The sequence below is a fragment of the Betaproteobacteria bacterium genome, assembly GCA_009377585.1.
In the GTDB taxonomy this organism is placed as follows: domain Bacteria; phylum Pseudomonadota; class Gammaproteobacteria; order Burkholderiales; family WYBJ01; genus WYBJ01.
The window spans coordinates 1-15,677 of the sequence record WHTS01000128.1 but is presented as its reverse complement, the minus strand read 5'-3'; the positions used below and the strand labels follow the sequence as shown (position 1 = coordinate 15,677).

The window sequence follows — 15,677 nt, the reverse complement described above, 5'->3', positions numbered from 1 at the left end:
ACTAAACGGGAAAGCTGGGAAATTCTCACGTATCTTATTGATTTACCGGTCAATTTCTAGTGGCGTCCCCACGAGGATTCGACCCCCGTTTACCGCCGTGAAAGCGCGTTCGATTGAACCAGTCGCAGAGGTATTGCCTCAACACCTCGAAGGTATCGATCATGATTCGCGAAGCCAAGTATAAGGATTCGACTTCCTGGCCGCCAGGATTAGGCGCGAGGCCCCTGACCATTGCAGTTTCTCTTCTAAGACCATCCACCCTCCGGCCGCCTTTCATGCATCCGTAGCCGAATATCACCATGGCGAGCGAGCCAAACATTCGTTGGTCACATTTGGGCGGCCTCCGCGATTGCACCGCGTCGCCCCCATTTCCCATTCGGTCCGGATACCGTGGCCCCGCTTTCTTGCGCGGCTCTTTCGGATTGTGCAACGCAAAAAATCCTGCTCGCCGCACCAATGTCACTTCTGCGTCGCTGACTATACTGCCCTTACCAGCGACCGTGAACGTCGGGCTCGCTCTCGAGGCCGGCTGTGTCGCTTCTTCCCTCGGAGACAGAATGGAAGATCCCATCTTGGTGTTGCGTTGGAATGGTGAGGCAGCCGTATCAAAGGAGAGCGAGCCGATCGAACTGAATTACGAGATCGATGGTGATGTTGTAGCGCTGGACGACGACGCAGAAGAAACCGTGGTCGTTCGGTTCAGTCTGTTCTACATCGATCTGGACCGGGCCATTGAAGAAGGCATGGAGTCGTTCGATAGCCGACTATGGGTCCAGCAGATCAAGACCGGGATGCGCCTGAGCATCAAGTACGTGGAGAGTCCAATGGAGGCCACTGGTTGCCGGCCGCGCTACCGACGAGGAACATTGGCAGTGGCTCATCAAGAAGCCCATGCGAGCCGCCTTCACGATTCATCGGGTGAAACCAGCCACCACCACTTCTCGGCTGACCAATACCTTTGCCGACCTGTGGGAGCGGCATATCGGTGAGCGCGACGAGACCTCACCCACCTTCCACGAGATACGCGCGCTCGGTGCCAGGCTGTATAAGAATCGAGGCATCAACCCGCAGACGTTGCTCGGTCACACGGACCCGAATCAGACTTTGTTGTATCTTGAAGGCCACGCCAAACCCTGGATCGAAACAGAAATTCCAGCAGTATCATTTTGACACTATATTGATACTATTTTGATACACCACTGTAAGTAGCTGATCCTTAATTACTTTTAGGGGTTGTTATGAAATTCGAGGGATTCCTGCACTTCAATATCCGTTGCTCGGAAGCCGATCTGCCGGCAATCGAGAAGTTCTACGGCGAGGTGATCGGGCTCAAGAAAGGCAATCGGCCCAATTTCGTAGGCCCCGGCATCTGGCTCTACGATGGCGACGAGCCGATCCTGCACGTCGGCGCACGCTTTCCCAAGGGCTCGTTCGTGAAAGACCATCACAGCGGATCGATGGACCACATCGCCTTCAAGGCCTCCGGCGCCGCCGACTTCCGCAAACGCTTGAAGAGGCTGGACGTCGAGTTCGAGGAACAGAACATCGAGAACGCGGGCTACCAGGTTTTCCTGTACGACCCGGTCGGTACCAAGCTCGAGTTCAATTTCGTGAACGAGCATGTCGAGGACGCCGTGCCCCTCGGCACGACTGCCCAGGCAAACCTGCGCTGAACCCATCGGGGTCAGGTCTTGCATGTTGCAGGTCTTACTTGCCTATTGCCTGCGACACGCAAAACGCAACAGGCAAGACCTGACCCCGCCTGACCCCCGGCGAGGGGGATCAGCGTCCGGCGGGCGCTTCGACTTTCTCGAAATCGATGCGCTCGTCGATGGGCAAGCCCTGCAGGTAGCGGCGCAGGCAGTCGAGCCCGAGCTCGACTGCGCCAAGACGAACCCAGTCGCGGCCGCCGACGATACGGCTGCGCCGGGAAACCGTGCCTGCCTCCGCTGCGATCGCAAGACAGATCGAAGCGCCGAAGTCGATGCGATCGGTGCCTTCGTCGAGATCGGTCAGCACCGCCAGCGCGTGGCTCGAACCGGTTTGGGCACGAGCCGCCTCGGCCGCCGCTTCCGCGCTCTGCCGGGTGATACCGCCGGCGAACGCCTCCTGCGGCAGTCCGATGCTCCCGGCGATCTGCGGCAGGGCCAGTGAAACGACCCCGCGCCGCACGACGGCCTCGGCGCCGGCAAGCGGCACCAGGCGCATCGCGATCTGCCCGCTGGTGAACATCTCCACGATCGACAGGCTCGCGCCGCGAGCAACCAGGGCGTCCAGCACCACGCGCTCCAGGGTCTGATCGTCCTCGGCCAGGATGAAGTTGCCGAAGCGCCGGCGCACTTCGCGCTCGACCGGCTCGAGCCTGCGGCGCACGTCCTCCTTGTCCTTGCCGCGCACGGTCAGCTTCGTTTCCAGCTGCGGATAGTGGGCACGGAAGCCGAGCTTCACGCTGCGATCCGGATCGATCTCCTCGATGCCTGCAAGCAACGCATCGGCATGCGATTCGCCGATGCCATAGGAATGAAAACGCTTGAGGAAAATCGCCGACTGCAGGCCCGACTTGGCGAGCAGCCGCGGGACGATCTGCTCCTCCAGCATGCGCCGCAGCTCGCGCGGCACGCCGGGCGTGAAGAAGAAACGCGCACGGCCGATGTCGACGGCAAAGCCGCACGCCGTGCCGACGGGATTGTCCAGAACCTCCGACCCCGCGGGCAGCATCGCCTGCTTGCGGTTGTTGGGGGGCATCACACGCGAGCGGCGGCGGAAGAACGCTTCCATGCGCTCCATCCATTCCTCGCTCAGGCACAGCTCCACGCCGGCTGCGCGGGCCGCGATCTCCTGCGACAGGTCGTCCACCGTCGGGCCCAGGCCGCCGTTCACGATCACCGCGTCGGCGCGGCTTGCCGCGAGCTGGAACGCGAGCAGCAGCTCGTTGCGGTCGTCGCCGATCGTGGTCTCCCACACGACCGACAGGCCGACGTCCTCCAGCTTCTGCGTGATGTAGGTGAAATTGGTATTGACGATCTTGCCGGTGAGCACCTCGTCGCCGGTGCAGATCACTTCGATTCGCATGCCGTGTCCTCGCACTCGTATGTGCGGATCATACGCCCCGCGTGCAGCGCGGTGAATCGACTCGGCGCGGCTGCCCATTGACTGCGTCAATGCTTCGGCGCCGCGGTCGCTTCTGGTGGAATCGCGGACAGACGATGCGCGATCCCATTGCGGCAATCGATGCCGGTGCGCTCGCGATTGGGCAGGTAGCGCCTGCGCGCCGCGCGCTCTGTCGGGTGAGACCTCAATACATCATCCTGCCGCCGTTGACGTGCAGCGTCTGGCCGTCATGTCGTTCCCGCGATCGATTCGTCTCGAACAAGGTGCCGCCCTACTGTGCCACGATCCCGGCAGCGCTCACTACCTTCGACCACTTGACGGCTTCGCGCTCCAGCAGGCCCTTGAACTCCGCCGGGCTGCCGCCGATCGGATCGACGCCCAGACCGTCGAACTTGCCCCGGTTCGCCTTGTCGAGCAGGACGCGGCGTGCGTCGGCCGAGAGTTTCGCAACCAGCGCGGGCGACGTTCCCTTGGGCGCGAACAAGCCGTACCAGACATCGACCTCGTAGCCCGGCACGCCCGCCTCGGCAAGCGTGGGCACGTCGGGCAGGTGCGGCGAACGCTGGGCGCCGCTCGTTGCCAGCGCCTTGAGCTTGCCGGCACGAATGAGCGGAAGCTGCACCGGTATGCCGCCGAAGTAGAAAGTCGTCTCGCCCCCGAGCAGGCCGTTGACGGCTTGCGGACCGCTCTTGTAAGGGACGTGCAGCAGCTTGACATGTGCAAGCAGCATCAGCAGCTCACCGACCAGGTGATCCGAGCTGCCGATCCCACCGCCCGAGCCCCAGCTTTGACTGCCTGGCTTCGCTTTCGCCGCCGCGATGAGATCCTTCAAGCGTGTAGCCCGTCGGCGGCGGCCCGCGCGACGACTTCAGCGCCCACGCTGCTGCCGGCACCGGGACGATTGTCCATGACGACCGGCCGCTCCCACAGCTCGTTGAGCTTCTGACCCAGCAGCCGCGCGGTGATGTCCATGCTGCTGCCCGGACCGATCGGGACCACCATGCGGACTGGGCGCACAGGGAAGTCTGCGGCCATGGCCGGCGAAGACCCACTCGCGACGATGAGGGCGACAGCAGCCAATCGTACGGTCGTTTTCGGCAACGTCATTGCGATGTGACCTCCTGCGCGGGTGAGAAGAATGCAAGAATAACGCATGGGCGAACATGATCGTCATCGCCTCGCCGCGTGTCGTATGCTTCCCTCACCCCCTGCCCCTCTCCCGGGGGGAGAGGGGAGCAGATTTCCGACCCAGCTGCCCTGATGTGGAAGAGGGGGAGCAGATTCCCGAGCCAGCCTCTCTGCCGAATCGAAGGGGGACAGATTTCCGATCCAGAGGAGAATTTCCAATGAAGCAACTGACGCGCAACCTCTACGTCGAAACCGAGATCCGCGGCTGCAACCACGGCTTCGTCACCACCTCGGACGGCGTGGTGATGATCGACAGCCCGCACAAGCCGAGCGATGCGCTGAAGCTCAAGGCGGCCATCGCGAAACACGGACCGGTGCGCTACATCCTCAACACCGAGCCGCACGGCGATCATTGGACCGGCAACGCCTTTTTCGATGCGCCGGTCATCGCGCACGAAGGCATCCGGCGGCGCATTCTCGACGAGACCGACATGGCGGAACACGTCGCGCGCGTGGCAACCTTCGGCCCGGAAGAGCCCGAATTGCTGAAGGGCTATGTTCCGAACGCGCCGGCGATCACCTTCGAGCGCGGCATGAAGCTGCACGTGGGAAACCATACTTTCGAGCTGATCCCGATGCCGGGCCATACCGCCTACCAGACCGCGATCTGCATCAAGGAGGAAGGCGTCGCCTTCACCAGCGACAACATCTTCTGCAAGTGCCACACGTGGCTGCAGGAGGCCAATCCGGATTTATGGCTCGACTCGCTCGAATCGCTGCGCAAGCTCGACGAGGAGGTCTTCGTGCCGGGTCACGGCCCGATCTGCGGCAAGGACTACCTGCCCGAGCAGGGCGCGTTCATCCAGGAATGGAAGGCTTACGTGCAAAGCGCCATCGACCGCGGCATGACCAAGGACGAGGCGATTGAAAAGCTGACCGACCTGACCGAGCGCTATCCGATGGACGTCGGTCAGGATGGCATGGCGCCTGGCGTCATGAAGCGCAACGTCGCCAACCTGTACGACTATCTCACGGGCAAGCAGATCTGGCCGGCGTGATGAAGCGGGTCTGAGTGGATTCGCCTTACGCAGTGCCGCTTCGGGCAGATGCGAACACTTTCGCCACGCGCGGCCGACGTTGACGCGCCCAGCCGAGGTTGCTAAGTTCCCCCGAGGGCACGGCCGTGCTCGCGCCAGGAGGAAGCCAGCATGGATAAGGTAGTTGCATCACCGGAACAGGCGGTTGCGGACATTCCCGACGGCGCCACGATCGCGGTTGCGGGTTTCAGCGTCGGCCATCGCTTCGCCTCGAGCCTGCTGCTCGCGCTGCGCGATAAGGGCACGAAGAACCTGACGTTGGTGTGCAACTCGCTCGGGGGCCCGGGCGAGATCCGCGGCCAGATCCTGGCCGAGAACAAGCAGGTGAAGAAGCTCATCGCCGCCTTCTCGGTGCGCCCCGGCATCCCGACCGCCAGCGAGGAGCAGATATCGGCCGGCACCATGGAGGTCGAGCTGGTGCCGCAAGGCACGCTGGTCGAGCGCTGCCGCGCGGGCGGCTCGGGCATTCCGGCTTTCTATACGCCCACGAGCGTCGGGACCCTGCTCACCGAGGGCAAGGAGATCCGCGAGTTCGGCGGCAAGCAATACGTCCTCGAAAGCGGCATACAGGTTGACTACGCGCTGTTACGCGGCTATCGGGCCGATCGGGTCGGGAACGTCCAGTTCCGCGGCGGCAGCCTCAACTTCAATCCGAGCTTCGCCAAGGCGGCGCGATTCGCCATCGTAGAGGTGGACGAGATTGTCGACACCGGGACCATCGCGCCTGAGCTCATCAACTTGCCCGGCATCTTCGTCTCGCGCGTGGTGAAGGCCACCGTGCCGATGGACACCGAGGCGCTGCGGCGCACACCGCGCCGAGCGCCGGACACGGCGAAGAATTACAACGGCAAGCCCGCCCTCACCCGCGCCGGTATCGGCAAGCGCGCCGCGGGGCTGGTCAAAGAAGGCAGCTACGTCAATCTCGGCACCGGCATCCCGACCCAGGTGTCGAATTTCCTCGAAGGCCGGGACGTGATCCTGCACGCCGAGAACGGCGTGCTCGGCTACGGCAAGATGGTCTCGGGCGACGACATCGATCTGGACATCTACAACGCGAGCGGCCAGTTCGTGGCGCTGAACCCCGGCGCCTCGTTCTTCGACAGCGTGAGCTCGTTCGAAATGGCGCGCGGGGGCAAGATCGACAGCGTGATCCTCGGTGCTTACGAGGTCGATCAGTACGCCAATGTCGCCAACTGGAGCACGAGCGACGCGCGCCACGGCGGCATCGGCGGTGCGATGGACCTCATCTCGGGTGCCAAGCAACTCATCATCGTGATGGAGCATTGCGACAGCAAGGGGCGCCCGAAGCTCAAGCGCAAGTGCGCCTATCCGCTGACGGGTGAGGGCTGCGTCGACTACGTGGTCACCGACCTCGCGCTGCTGCACTGGGTGGACGGGCGCTTCGTGCTGGAGGAAGTCGCGCCCGGCTTCACCGCGCAGGAGGTGATGGCGCTCGCCGAAATGGATATGGTGCCGGCGGAAAAGGTCGGGACGATGGCCTGAAGAAAGTCATTCCCGTGTAAACGGGAATCCAGGATCTTGTCGAATTCTCTGGGCTCCCGCCTGCGCGGGAGCGACGAAGTTTGTCGTTCTCATGAAAACGCGAACCCGGAGATCTGGATTCCCGCGGCCGCGGGAATGACGGCGATCCGCGAGGTGCTTACTCCCCCGGCAGATCGGTAAGCATCGTACCGGTCGCGGCCACGACTTTTTCGGCCTTGAACGCTTCGATCTCGGCCGCCGAGTAGCCGATCTCGGCCAGAATCGCGTCGGTATGATTGCCGATCGTTCCGGGCTGCTCGCGCACTTCGAAGTCCTGCGTCTCGCTCATCGCGATCGGCAGCTTCGATACTTTGAGCTTGTGCCCGCCGACGTCCAGCCCGAGCCAGCGCCGGGCTTCGTTGAGGTGCTGTTCGCTCAGAAGCGTCATCGGCGTATTGACCGGCGCATAAGGAATGCGTTGCTCGCCGAGCTTGCGCGTGATGTCGGCGAAATCGTATTGCAGCACCGCTGCCTTGATGCGCTCGGCGAGCCGCCCTTTCTGTGCCGAGCGTTTGCGGTTGGTGTTGAACTCCGTCGAATCCCTCCAGTCGTCGAAGCCCAGCAAGTCGCACAACGCCGCCCAGTGCCGGTTGCCGGTGACCGCGATGAACACCTGCGAGCCATCCTTGGTCGGGAACAGGCGGTAGACGCCCCAGCCCATCTTGTCGTCCATCCCGCTGCTCGTACGCTCGCCACGCGGCATGGCGTCCTTGCCGGTCATCTGCGCCGTGGTGATCGCCTGCCCCACCCAGAACACGACGGTTTCGTACAAGCCGGCTTCGATCGACTCGCCGATGCCGGTGCTGTGGCGCCTGAAAAGCGACGCGACCACGGCGAGTGCCCCATAGGTCGCGGCGCCGATATCGGTCACCGACGCCCCGGCGCGCAACGGCAGATCCTTCAAACCGGTCAGGAACGCGAGCCCTCCCGCCATCTGCGCGAGCTCGTCGAGATAAGGCCGGTCGCCGAAAGGCCCCGGAAGAAATCCTTTCACCGCGCAATAGATGATGCGTGGATTGATTCGGCGTCCCCACTCGTAGCCGAGACCCAGGCGATCGAGCGCGCCCGGCGCGAAATTGTTGAAGACCACGTCGGCGTTCTTCACCAGGCGCTCGAAGATCGCCTTGCCCTTCGCCTGCCGCAGATCGAGCGCGAGGTACTTCTTGTTGCGGTTGTAGGTGAAGAAGGTCGCCCCGTTGTTGCCGCTGCCGCGGCTGGTGTCGCCGCTGTCCGGGTGCTCGATCTTGATCACGTCGGCGCCCAGGTCGGCGAGGATCATCCCGCCGCTCGGGCCGGCGACGATGTGGCTCAGCTCCAGGACACGAATGCCCTCCAGTGGCAAGCGTTGCTTGTGTGTCGTCTCATTGCTCATCGCGCATCCTCGTATCCCGCCATCTTCGAACTCCCGAGTGAAATTCCCGCACGATCGGTATCCGCCGCTGCGCTTCTTGCCGGGCTTCGCTTGCGGCAGCATGACTGCAGCGGATATTCGAGCATTGCAGGAAGAAATCCTGCTCGAAAAGATAGCACAGAGCGCGCCGCGAGGACCCTCGCGAAGCGAGGCACGCTCGGGCCGGCACCGACCCACGTCGCATCGTTGTGACGCTGTCCGGTTCGGTGTAGGCTGGCGGCGCCGATTGGGCCCGTTCACACTGCCGGAGGAAATCACGATGAGGCCGAAGTACGCAGTCCATATCGTCGCCTGCGCAGCAGCTCTCGCCGCGGCACTACCACAACATGCACAGGCGGCGAATTCGCCGGTCTATCCCGCCAAGCCGATCCGCCTCATCGTTCCGCAAGCACCCGGGGGCAGCAACGACATTCTGGCGCGCTACTTCGGGGCCAAGCTCGCCGAGCGCCTCGGCCAACAGGTCGTGGTCGACAATCGTCCCGGCGCGCAAGGCATGATCGGCACCGACATGGTGGCCAAATCGAATCCCGACGGCCATACCATGCTCATGACGTCCACCGCCTTCACGATGAACCCGGCGGTGTTCAAGATGCCCTACGACCCGATCAAGGATTTCGACTGGGCCACGATGCTCGGCTCGGGCCCGGTGCTCGTCACGGTGAACGCCTCGATGCCGGTGAAATCGCTGCAGGAGCTGGTCGCACTGGCAAGATCGAAGCCGAACTACATCACCATCGCATCGGCCGGCGGCTTCATGCATTTCGTATCGGCGATGTTCCGCAGCCAGGCCGGGTTCGACGGCGTCATCGCGCTCTACAAGGGCGGCGCGCCGGCGCTCGTCGATGTGATCTCCGGGCAGGCGCACCTCGCGATCGCCACCATCCCGACCGGAGGCGCGTTCGTGCGCTCGGGCAAGGTGCGCGCGCTCGCAATCGCAGCCGACAAGCGCTCGCCGGTATTCCCCGATGTTCCCACCACGGCCGAAGCCGGAATGCCGAGCTATCAGGCCTCGATCTGGTGGGCCTGGGGCCTGCGTTCGGGCACGCCGCAGGCGATCCTCACCAAGCTCAACAGCGAGATCGCGACCATCCAGAAGCTGCCCGAAACGCAGAAGCGGCTCGCGACCGACGGCGCCGAAATCGCGATCCGCACACCGGCCGAGATGCGCACATTCGTGCCGCAGGACATCGCCAAGTGGGCCAAAGTCGCGCAGGAAGCCGGGATGAAGAAGGAATAACGGCTCGAAGATCTGCGCGACGCGCTCGGCGATCTGCGCGGCGCGCTCGGCGCTAAGGCAATGCGCCGCCAGCTCGGCTAGGCCGCCGCTTGCTTGCGCTCTGCGCTCTTCGCCGAATCGGCCAGCAGCCGCGTAAGATCGCGCAGATCGGCACAGGTTTCGATCCTGCCGATAGCCTCGTAGACGCGCCCGACGGCATCGGCGTGCAGCGCCCGCGCCGCACAGTCGTGGAACTTCGCCCGCAGGCGATCCGGCGGCGTAAGGTTCTTCGGCCCGCGCAGCGGCTGGTCGACATGCGCGGACAAGCGCTTGCCGTCGCGCGTCGTGACGTTCAGGTCGCACTCGAAGTGCTCTTCCATGCCTTGGCCTTTCGGCTGATGCGCGTGCGGGCGCGCTTCGATGCGCGACAACAGCGCGCGCACCTGCGGGTCGCGATAGCTCTCGCCCTCGAAATGCGCGAACGTCACCTCGCCGTGCAGCAGCGCCCGGGCGATGCAGTACTGCACGCTGAACTTCGCGTCCAAGGTGCTCTTCGGGTCCGGCCGATTCGTATGCGCCAGCGCGCGCGCATGGGTGATCGACTCGATCTTCGCAATCCGCTCGGGCGTAAGGCCGTGCTTCTCGCGCAGCAGGAGCGTCGCATCGATCGCCGAATGCGTGCTGGCGCAGCACGGGTATTGCTTCAGCCCCACGCCCGGATCGAGGATGTCGAGCGGATCGGCCCAGCGCTCGAAGATGCGGCCCGGGTCGTAGCTTCCCGCGCCGTTGAAGACTTCGAAGAAGCCCTGCGGGTGCTCGAACGCTTCGGCCTGCGCAGTGAAGCCTTCCTTGGCGAGCATTGCCGCATACACGCCGTGGCGCGTCGACTGACCGGCGTGCAGCGGCTTGGTCATCGAGCCGAAGTTGGACTTGACGCCCGCGGCGAGCGAGACCGCGATGGCGAGCGCCGTGGCCGTGCGCTCTGCGTCGAGTCCGAGCAATTTCGCAGCACCCGCCGTACCACCGAACACGCCGAGCGTGGCGGTCGGATGCCAGCCCTTCTCGTAGTGATGCATGTTCACCGCGTGGCCGATGCGCGCCTCGGTCTCCCAGCCGGCGATGAAGGCAGCCACCAGATCGCGCCCCGATACGCCCAGCGCTTCGCCCAGCGCGACGATGCCCGGCAGAATCGGAATCGAGGGATGCCCCCCGATCGAGCCGCCGACGTCGTCGTAGTCGAGCGCGTGGGCCGCGGTGCCGTTGATCACGGCGGCATCCAGCACGCGAGCGCGCTTGCGCGTTCCCCACACGAGACTCGGTCCGTCGTACGAGCCTCCAGTCAGCACGCGCTCGGCAATGCGCGGCGCATCCTCGTCCACCGCGGCCAGCGCGCAGCCGATCGTGTCGATAATCGACACTTTCGCCCATTGCACCGCTTCCGGCGGCAAGTCCTCGTAGCGCATCGCCACGATGCGCTGCGCCAGTTCGGCGGCAACGGTCATTCGCTTCTCTCCTGTCCTCGAATTCGGCACGACGTGCGATCTTGACGCGACCGAGAGCAAATGTCACCCACCGACGCGTTTGCGGGAATGACGGTTACTGCTTTCGTAGGCCTGCCGCAGGCGCAACTGCCGCTCGATTTTAATCCGGGCTTTGCGAATCAGCTTGCCCCAGCGCTGCAGCTCCGATTCGATCACCTGCCCGAACCCTCCCATGCGTGCTTCCCGCCACTTGCTGGCGTTGTCGGATAAGCGTCTTCATGCGAGCTCGGCGAAGGCATCCATGACCACCGCACCCTGCGCATCCTCGGCCCATAGCTTGACGTCGTCCGGCCCCAGGACGCCGCACAGCCGGCAGCGGCTCTGCCACTTCATGCCGTGCGACCGGAAGTGGATACAATGCGGCAATGGGACAAGCACAACATCGGGGAGGAGAAACGATGAAACGCGGTATTCCGATTGCATTGCCGCTGCTCATGGCATTCGGAGCGGCGTGCGCCCAGTCCTATCCCGAACGGCCCATCCGGCTGATCGTCTCGTATCCTCCGGGCGGCGGCACCGACACGACCGCGCGCCTGTTCACCCCCAAGCTGTCGGAATTGCTCGGCAAGCAGGTCATCATCGAAAACCGCTCGGGTGCTGGCTCCACTATCGGCACGGATCTGGTCGCCAAAGCGGCGCCGGACGGGTACACGCTGCACATGACCGATACGACCTTCGGCATCATTCCGGGGCTCTATCCGAAGCTGCCTTTCGATGCACTGCGCGACTTCCAGCCGATCACGCAAGTGACCGGGGTGCCCGTGGGAATGGTCGTGCACCCGAGCCTGCCTGTGCGCTCGGTGAAGGATCTGATCGCGCTGGCGCGGGCAAAGCCGGGCGCATTGAACTTCGGCTCAGGCGGCGTCGGCACACCGGTGCACATGTCAGGCGAGCTGCTCGCCTTCCCGGATACCCCGACCATCAGCGAGTCCGGCGTGCCGGGCGTCATCGCGAGCGCCTGGTTCGGCATTCAGGCGCCCAAGGGCACGCCCAAGGCGACCGTCGACCGCCTGCATGCCGAGACGGTCAAGGCGATGCGAGAACCCGCGATCAAGCAGCGTTTCGAGTCCGAAAGCGCCGAGGTCGTGGCCAGCACGCCAGACGAGTTCCGCAAGTTCATCGGCAACGAGATCGGCAAGTGGACCAAGGTGGTCAAGGACGCCGGCATCAAGATCGAGTAGTCAGCTCATGCGCAACGCCGGCAGCCAATAGCGCCGCGTAAGCAGCAAGACAAGCAGCCCCTGCACACCCAGCGCCACGGTGGCCGCGCGCGGTGCGAACAGGTCGGCGAGCCAGCCGAGGTAGAGGAAGCCGATCGGGCTGGTGCCGATGCACACCGACAGCACGCCCAGCAGCCGCGCCCGCATCGGCGGCGGCGTGATGCGATAGACCAGCGTCGCCTGCATGACGGCAAAGCCGGTACTCAGCGTTCCGCTCAGCAGCAACACGCTCGCGGCTACCGAGGCCACGGATGTCAGCGCGAACGCGATCGCCATGACGATGTAGCTCACCACCGCACCGACATAGATCCTTCCGTACCACTCGGGACGCGCGAGCCACGCGACCAGCAGCGCGCCGATCAAGCCGCCGATGCCTTCACAGCTCGCCACCAGGCCGATCCCTTCGGGCCCGAGGTGCAGGTAATCGGTGCCGAACACCGGAATCATGCTCGTGAATGGCCAGCCGAACACGTTGAAGCAGATCGTGATGAGGAACACGCCGATGATGCGGCGATCGATGCGTGCCCAGGCGAGACCCTGCCGGATGCTGGCGAAAAACGGCGCGTGCTGAATCCCGCTGCGACCGCTGCGCACGCGAATCTTCAGTGCGGCGACAAGACTCAGGGCATAGAGCGCGGCGCCGAGCCAGAACACGGCCGCAATACCCGCCTGCGCGAGCAGCACGCCACTCAGCGTAGGCCCCAGCACCCGGCTCGCGTTGTTGGTGCCGGCGTCGATCGACATCGCCGTACCCATGCGCTCGGGGCCGACGACGTCGCCGATCATCATGCGCCGCACCGGGTTGTCCGCGGCCCAGCACACGCCGTTGACGAAGCTCACCAGCCCCAGATGCCAGATACGCAGAGCGTCGAACGAGGCGAGGATGGCGAGCGTCAACGCGCCGGCGATCGAGATCGCGATCATGAGGACAAGCGCGCTATGACGCTCGATGCGCTCGGCGGCAGCGCCGAGGAACGCGCCGAACAGGCCCATCGGCAGCACACGCAGCATGCTCAGAACCGCGACCACGAAAGCCGAACCGGTGAGCTGGTACGCGTACAGCCCGAGCGCCAGCATTTCCAGCCAGCGCACGACGAACGCCACCATGCCGACGAACCACAGGCGCCAGAAGTCCGGATTGGCGGAAAGACGCGACTGCATGCTTCAGCCGACCAAGCCGCGATGGGTCCTTGCTTTTTGCGTCACGCTCTCCCTGGACACGGAGGAGCTGTATCCGGTTGTCTCGAGGGCATGCAAAACGCAAGACCCGCCCCCTGTTCGGGCCGCCGGGACCGGACTGCGCTTTCCGAGCGGAAGACGCGGTCCCGCCCCGGTTACTCTCGGCTCGCTCAGGCGAGGTGCTTCTTGAAGAAGGCGACGGTGCGCTCCCAGGCGAGCTTGGCCGAAGGCTCCTGATAGCTTGGGGTCGAGTTGTTGTGAAAGCCGTGCTGGGTGCCGGGATACATGTGCATTTCGTACGAGACGCCCGCGGCCTTCAAGGCGTTCTCGTATGCGGGCCACATGGTATTGATGCGCTCGTCGTTCTCCGCGTACTGAATGAGAAGGGCGGCCTTGATCTTCGGCACGCTCGCCGTATCCGCCGCCGCGCCGTAAAAAGGCACGCCCGCCTGCAGGTCCGCGCCGAGCGCGGTGGCCAGGTAATTGGTCGTGCTGCCGCCCCAGCAGAAGCCGGTCACGCCGAGCTTGCCGCTGGACAGGGCGTGCGCTTTGACGAAGCGGGCGCTGCTCAGCATGTCGGTGCGCAGCTTGGATTGATCCAGGCCGGCCTGCAGCTTGCGGCCGTCGTCGTCGTTGCCGGGATAGCCGCCAACCGGAAAAAGCCCATCGGGCGCCAGGGCGAGAAAGCCCTCCACCGCCGCGCGCCGCGCCACGTCCTCGATGTAGGGATTGAGCCCGCGATTCTCGTGGATCACCAACACCGCCGGGAACGGCCCCTGCCCGGCCGGCTGCACCAGGTAGCCGCGCATCTGGCCCGAGCTGCCGCCGGATGAAGGATAGTCGACGTACTGCGCCTTGATGCGCTTGTCGGTGAACGAGATGGTATGCGCGGCCGCGTAGCGCGGCAGCAATGCCTGCGCCATAACCAGGCCGCCCACCGTGATCGCGGCGGCGCGAAGCAGGAACTCCCGCCGGTCGATCCCGCCGTGACAATACTCGTCGTAAAGATCGAAGATGCGCTGATCGATCTCGATCTGGGTCACGCCTTGCGGTTCGGCTACTGCCTGCTCGGCCATCGCTTGCTCGGTCATGTCCTCACTCCTCCGTAAGGGGACGCACAGTGTATCCCGGGCGAGCCGGTCGCGCAGCCCGTGATACGATCGATGCACTCGAAACCAACCCGTCATGGCCGCGCCGATCCCCCAGCACGTGTCGCAGCAGGGCGCTCATGCGCGCGATCCGCTCCTGTTCGCCGTCACTGCCTTGGGGCTTGCCCAGATCACGGCGTGGGGAACCAGCTACTACTGCCTCGGCGTCCTGGCCGGACCGATCGCCGACGACACGGGCTGGTCGCGAAGCCTCATCTATTTCGGCTTCACCCTGGCATTGCTCGCCATGGGCCTGGTATCGACCTGGACCGGGCGCGCCATCGACCGACACGGCGCACGCGGCGTGATGGCCGGCGGGACGCTGCTCGTATCTGCGGGGCTCGTCGCACTATCTCAGGTGCGAAGCGAAGCAGCCTATCTCGCAGTCTGGGTCTTGCTCGGCGTGGGCATGCGCCTGTGCCTTTATGACGCCGCGTTTGCCGCACTGGTGCAGGTGGTGCCTTCGCGTGGCCGGAAGGCCATTTCGTATCTGACGCTGTTCGGCGCGTTCGCCTCGACCGTATTCTGGGTGATCGGGCATTTCCTGGACGAAGCGGTGGGTTGGCGCGAGACGCTGGTGATCTTTGCCGCCATCAACCTGGCGGTGTGCCTGCCGCTCAATTGGTACGGGCTCGCCCGGCGCGAGCCGGCGGATAGAGCCCCGCCCCCAGAAGACCCGGCGCGCGCCAAGGACGGCCCACCGCTCGAAGGCCGCGCGCGCACCCTGGCGATGGTCCTGTTCGCGCTGGTGATGTCGCTCAACGCATTCGTGTTCGGCGTCATCAGCGTTCAGCTCGTACCGCTGCTCGAAGGCGCCGGGCTCGCCACGGCGGCCGCCGTCTGGATCGCCTCGATGAAAGGCTTCGCGCAGTTCGGCGGACGCGTGGTCGAAATCGTGTTCGGCCGCAACCTGCACGCCATCACGGTGGCCCGAATTGCGATCGGCGTGGTTCCGATCGCGTTCGGCCTGCTATTCCTGTCGAGCGGCCAGGTCGCCATCATTATCGCCTTCACGCTTCTCATCGGCGCGTCGCAGGGCGTGGTCACGATCGTACGCGGCGCGGTGCCGCTCGCGCTGTTCGGG

Annotated in this window: 15 protein-coding genes; 8 read left to right on the top strand and 7 right to left on the bottom strand. The window is 64.6% G+C overall.

All coding sequences use genetic code 11. The features are described 5' to 3' along the window. Positions 1-557 precede the first annotated feature (557 nt). The 3 genes from GEV05_26215 to GEV05_26205 all read left to right on the top strand — a co-directional run bounded on the left by GEV05_26215 (position 558) and on the right by GEV05_26205 (position 1,673). Complete coding sequence (locus GEV05_26215) at positions 558-989, top strand: hypothetical protein (protein ID MPZ46815.1); 432 nt, start codon at positions 558-560, stop codon at positions 987-989. Continuing rightward, a complete protein-coding gene (locus GEV05_26210) occupies positions 919-1,170 on the top strand; it encodes a hypothetical protein (GenBank protein ID MPZ46814.1) in 252 nt (83 codons plus the stop codon). Before GEV05_26215 ends, GEV05_26210 begins: the two co-directional genes overlap by 71 nt. A 68-nt stretch (positions 1,171-1,238) precedes the next feature. Next, complete coding sequence (locus GEV05_26205) at positions 1,239-1,673, top strand: hypothetical protein (GenBank protein MPZ46813.1); 435 nt, start codon at positions 1,239-1,241, stop codon at positions 1,671-1,673. Between the two features lie 109 nt (positions 1,674-1,782). On the opposite strand, the gene GEV05_26200 is transcribed toward GEV05_26205, so the two are convergent. The 3 genes from GEV05_26200 to GEV05_26190 all read right to left on the bottom strand — a co-directional run bounded on the left by GEV05_26200 (position 1,783) and on the right by GEV05_26190 (position 4,266). Beyond that, positions 1,783-3,162, bottom strand: coding sequence for a CinA family nicotinamide mononucleotide deamidase-related protein (locus GEV05_26200; protein ID MPZ46812.1), 1,380 nt, complete (start codon positions 3,160-3,162; stop codon positions 1,783-1,785). A 220-nt stretch (positions 3,163-3,382) separates the two neighbouring features. Beyond that, the gene (locus GEV05_26195; GenBank protein MPZ46811.1) at positions 3,383-3,943 is read right to left on the bottom strand and encodes a hypothetical protein; all 561 of its coding nucleotides are present in this window, start codon (positions 3,941-3,943) and stop codon (positions 3,383-3,385) included. After that, a complete protein-coding gene (locus GEV05_26190) occupies positions 3,940-4,266 on the bottom strand; it encodes a hypothetical protein (protein ID MPZ46810.1) in 327 nt (108 codons plus the stop codon). Before GEV05_26190 ends, GEV05_26195 begins: the two co-directional genes overlap by 4 nt. Positions 4,267-4,274: 8 nt before the next feature. Between GEV05_26190 and GEV05_26185 the strand changes: the two genes are divergently transcribed. Continuing rightward, positions 4,275-5,297, top strand: a complete 1,023-nt coding sequence (locus tag GEV05_26185; protein MPZ46809.1) for an MBL fold metallo-hydrolase — start codon at positions 4,275-4,277, stop codon at positions 5,295-5,297. Between the two features lie 150 nt (positions 5,298-5,447). After that, positions 5,448-6,839: a 3-oxoacid CoA-transferase subunit A gene (locus tag GEV05_26180; GenBank protein ID MPZ46808.1), complete on the top strand. Its 1,392-nt coding sequence runs from the start codon at positions 5,448-5,450 to the stop codon at positions 6,837-6,839. Positions 6,840-6,996: 157 nt separating this feature from the next. Here the strand turns inward: GEV05_26180 and GEV05_26175 are convergent, their stop codons facing one another. Further along, positions 6,997-8,352: a CoA transferase gene (locus GEV05_26175; GenBank protein MPZ46807.1), complete on the bottom strand. Its 1,356-nt coding sequence runs from the start codon at positions 8,350-8,352 to the stop codon at positions 6,997-6,999. On the opposite strand from GEV05_26175, the gene GEV05_26170 reads away from it, so the two are divergent. Then, positions 8,180-9,526, top strand: a complete 1,347-nt coding sequence (locus GEV05_26170; protein ID MPZ46806.1) for a tripartite tricarboxylate transporter substrate binding protein — start codon at positions 8,180-8,182, stop codon at positions 9,524-9,526. The genes GEV05_26175 and GEV05_26170 overlap by 173 nt on opposite strands. Before the next feature lie 77 nt (positions 9,527-9,603). On the opposite strand, the gene GEV05_26165 is transcribed toward GEV05_26170, so the two are convergent. After that, on the bottom strand, positions 9,604-11,007 hold the full coding sequence (locus tag GEV05_26165) for an MmgE/PrpD family protein (GenBank protein ID MPZ46805.1): 1,404 nt from the start codon (positions 11,005-11,007) through the stop codon (positions 9,604-9,606). Between the two features lie 404 nt (positions 11,008-11,411). On the opposite strand from GEV05_26165, the gene GEV05_26160 reads away from it, so the two are divergent. Continuing rightward, positions 11,412-12,227: a hypothetical protein gene (locus GEV05_26160; protein MPZ46804.1), complete on the top strand. Its 816-nt coding sequence runs from the start codon at positions 11,412-11,414 to the stop codon at positions 12,225-12,227. Here GEV05_26160 and GEV05_26155 read toward each other — a convergent pair whose 3' ends face one another. After that, positions 12,228-13,427, bottom strand: coding sequence for an MFS transporter (locus GEV05_26155; protein MPZ46803.1), 1,200 nt, complete (start codon positions 13,425-13,427; stop codon positions 12,228-12,230). Between the two features lie 188 nt (positions 13,428-13,615). After that, positions 13,616-14,521: a dienelactone hydrolase family protein gene (locus GEV05_26150; GenBank protein MPZ46802.1), complete on the bottom strand. Its 906-nt coding sequence runs from the start codon at positions 14,519-14,521 to the stop codon at positions 13,616-13,618. Positions 14,522-14,630: 109 nt separating this feature from the next. Here GEV05_26150 and GEV05_26145 point away from each other — a divergent pair. Beyond that, positions 14,631-15,677, top strand: a 1,047-nt coding sequence (locus GEV05_26145; protein ID MPZ46801.1) for an MFS transporter, incomplete at its 3' end; no start/stop codon positions are given.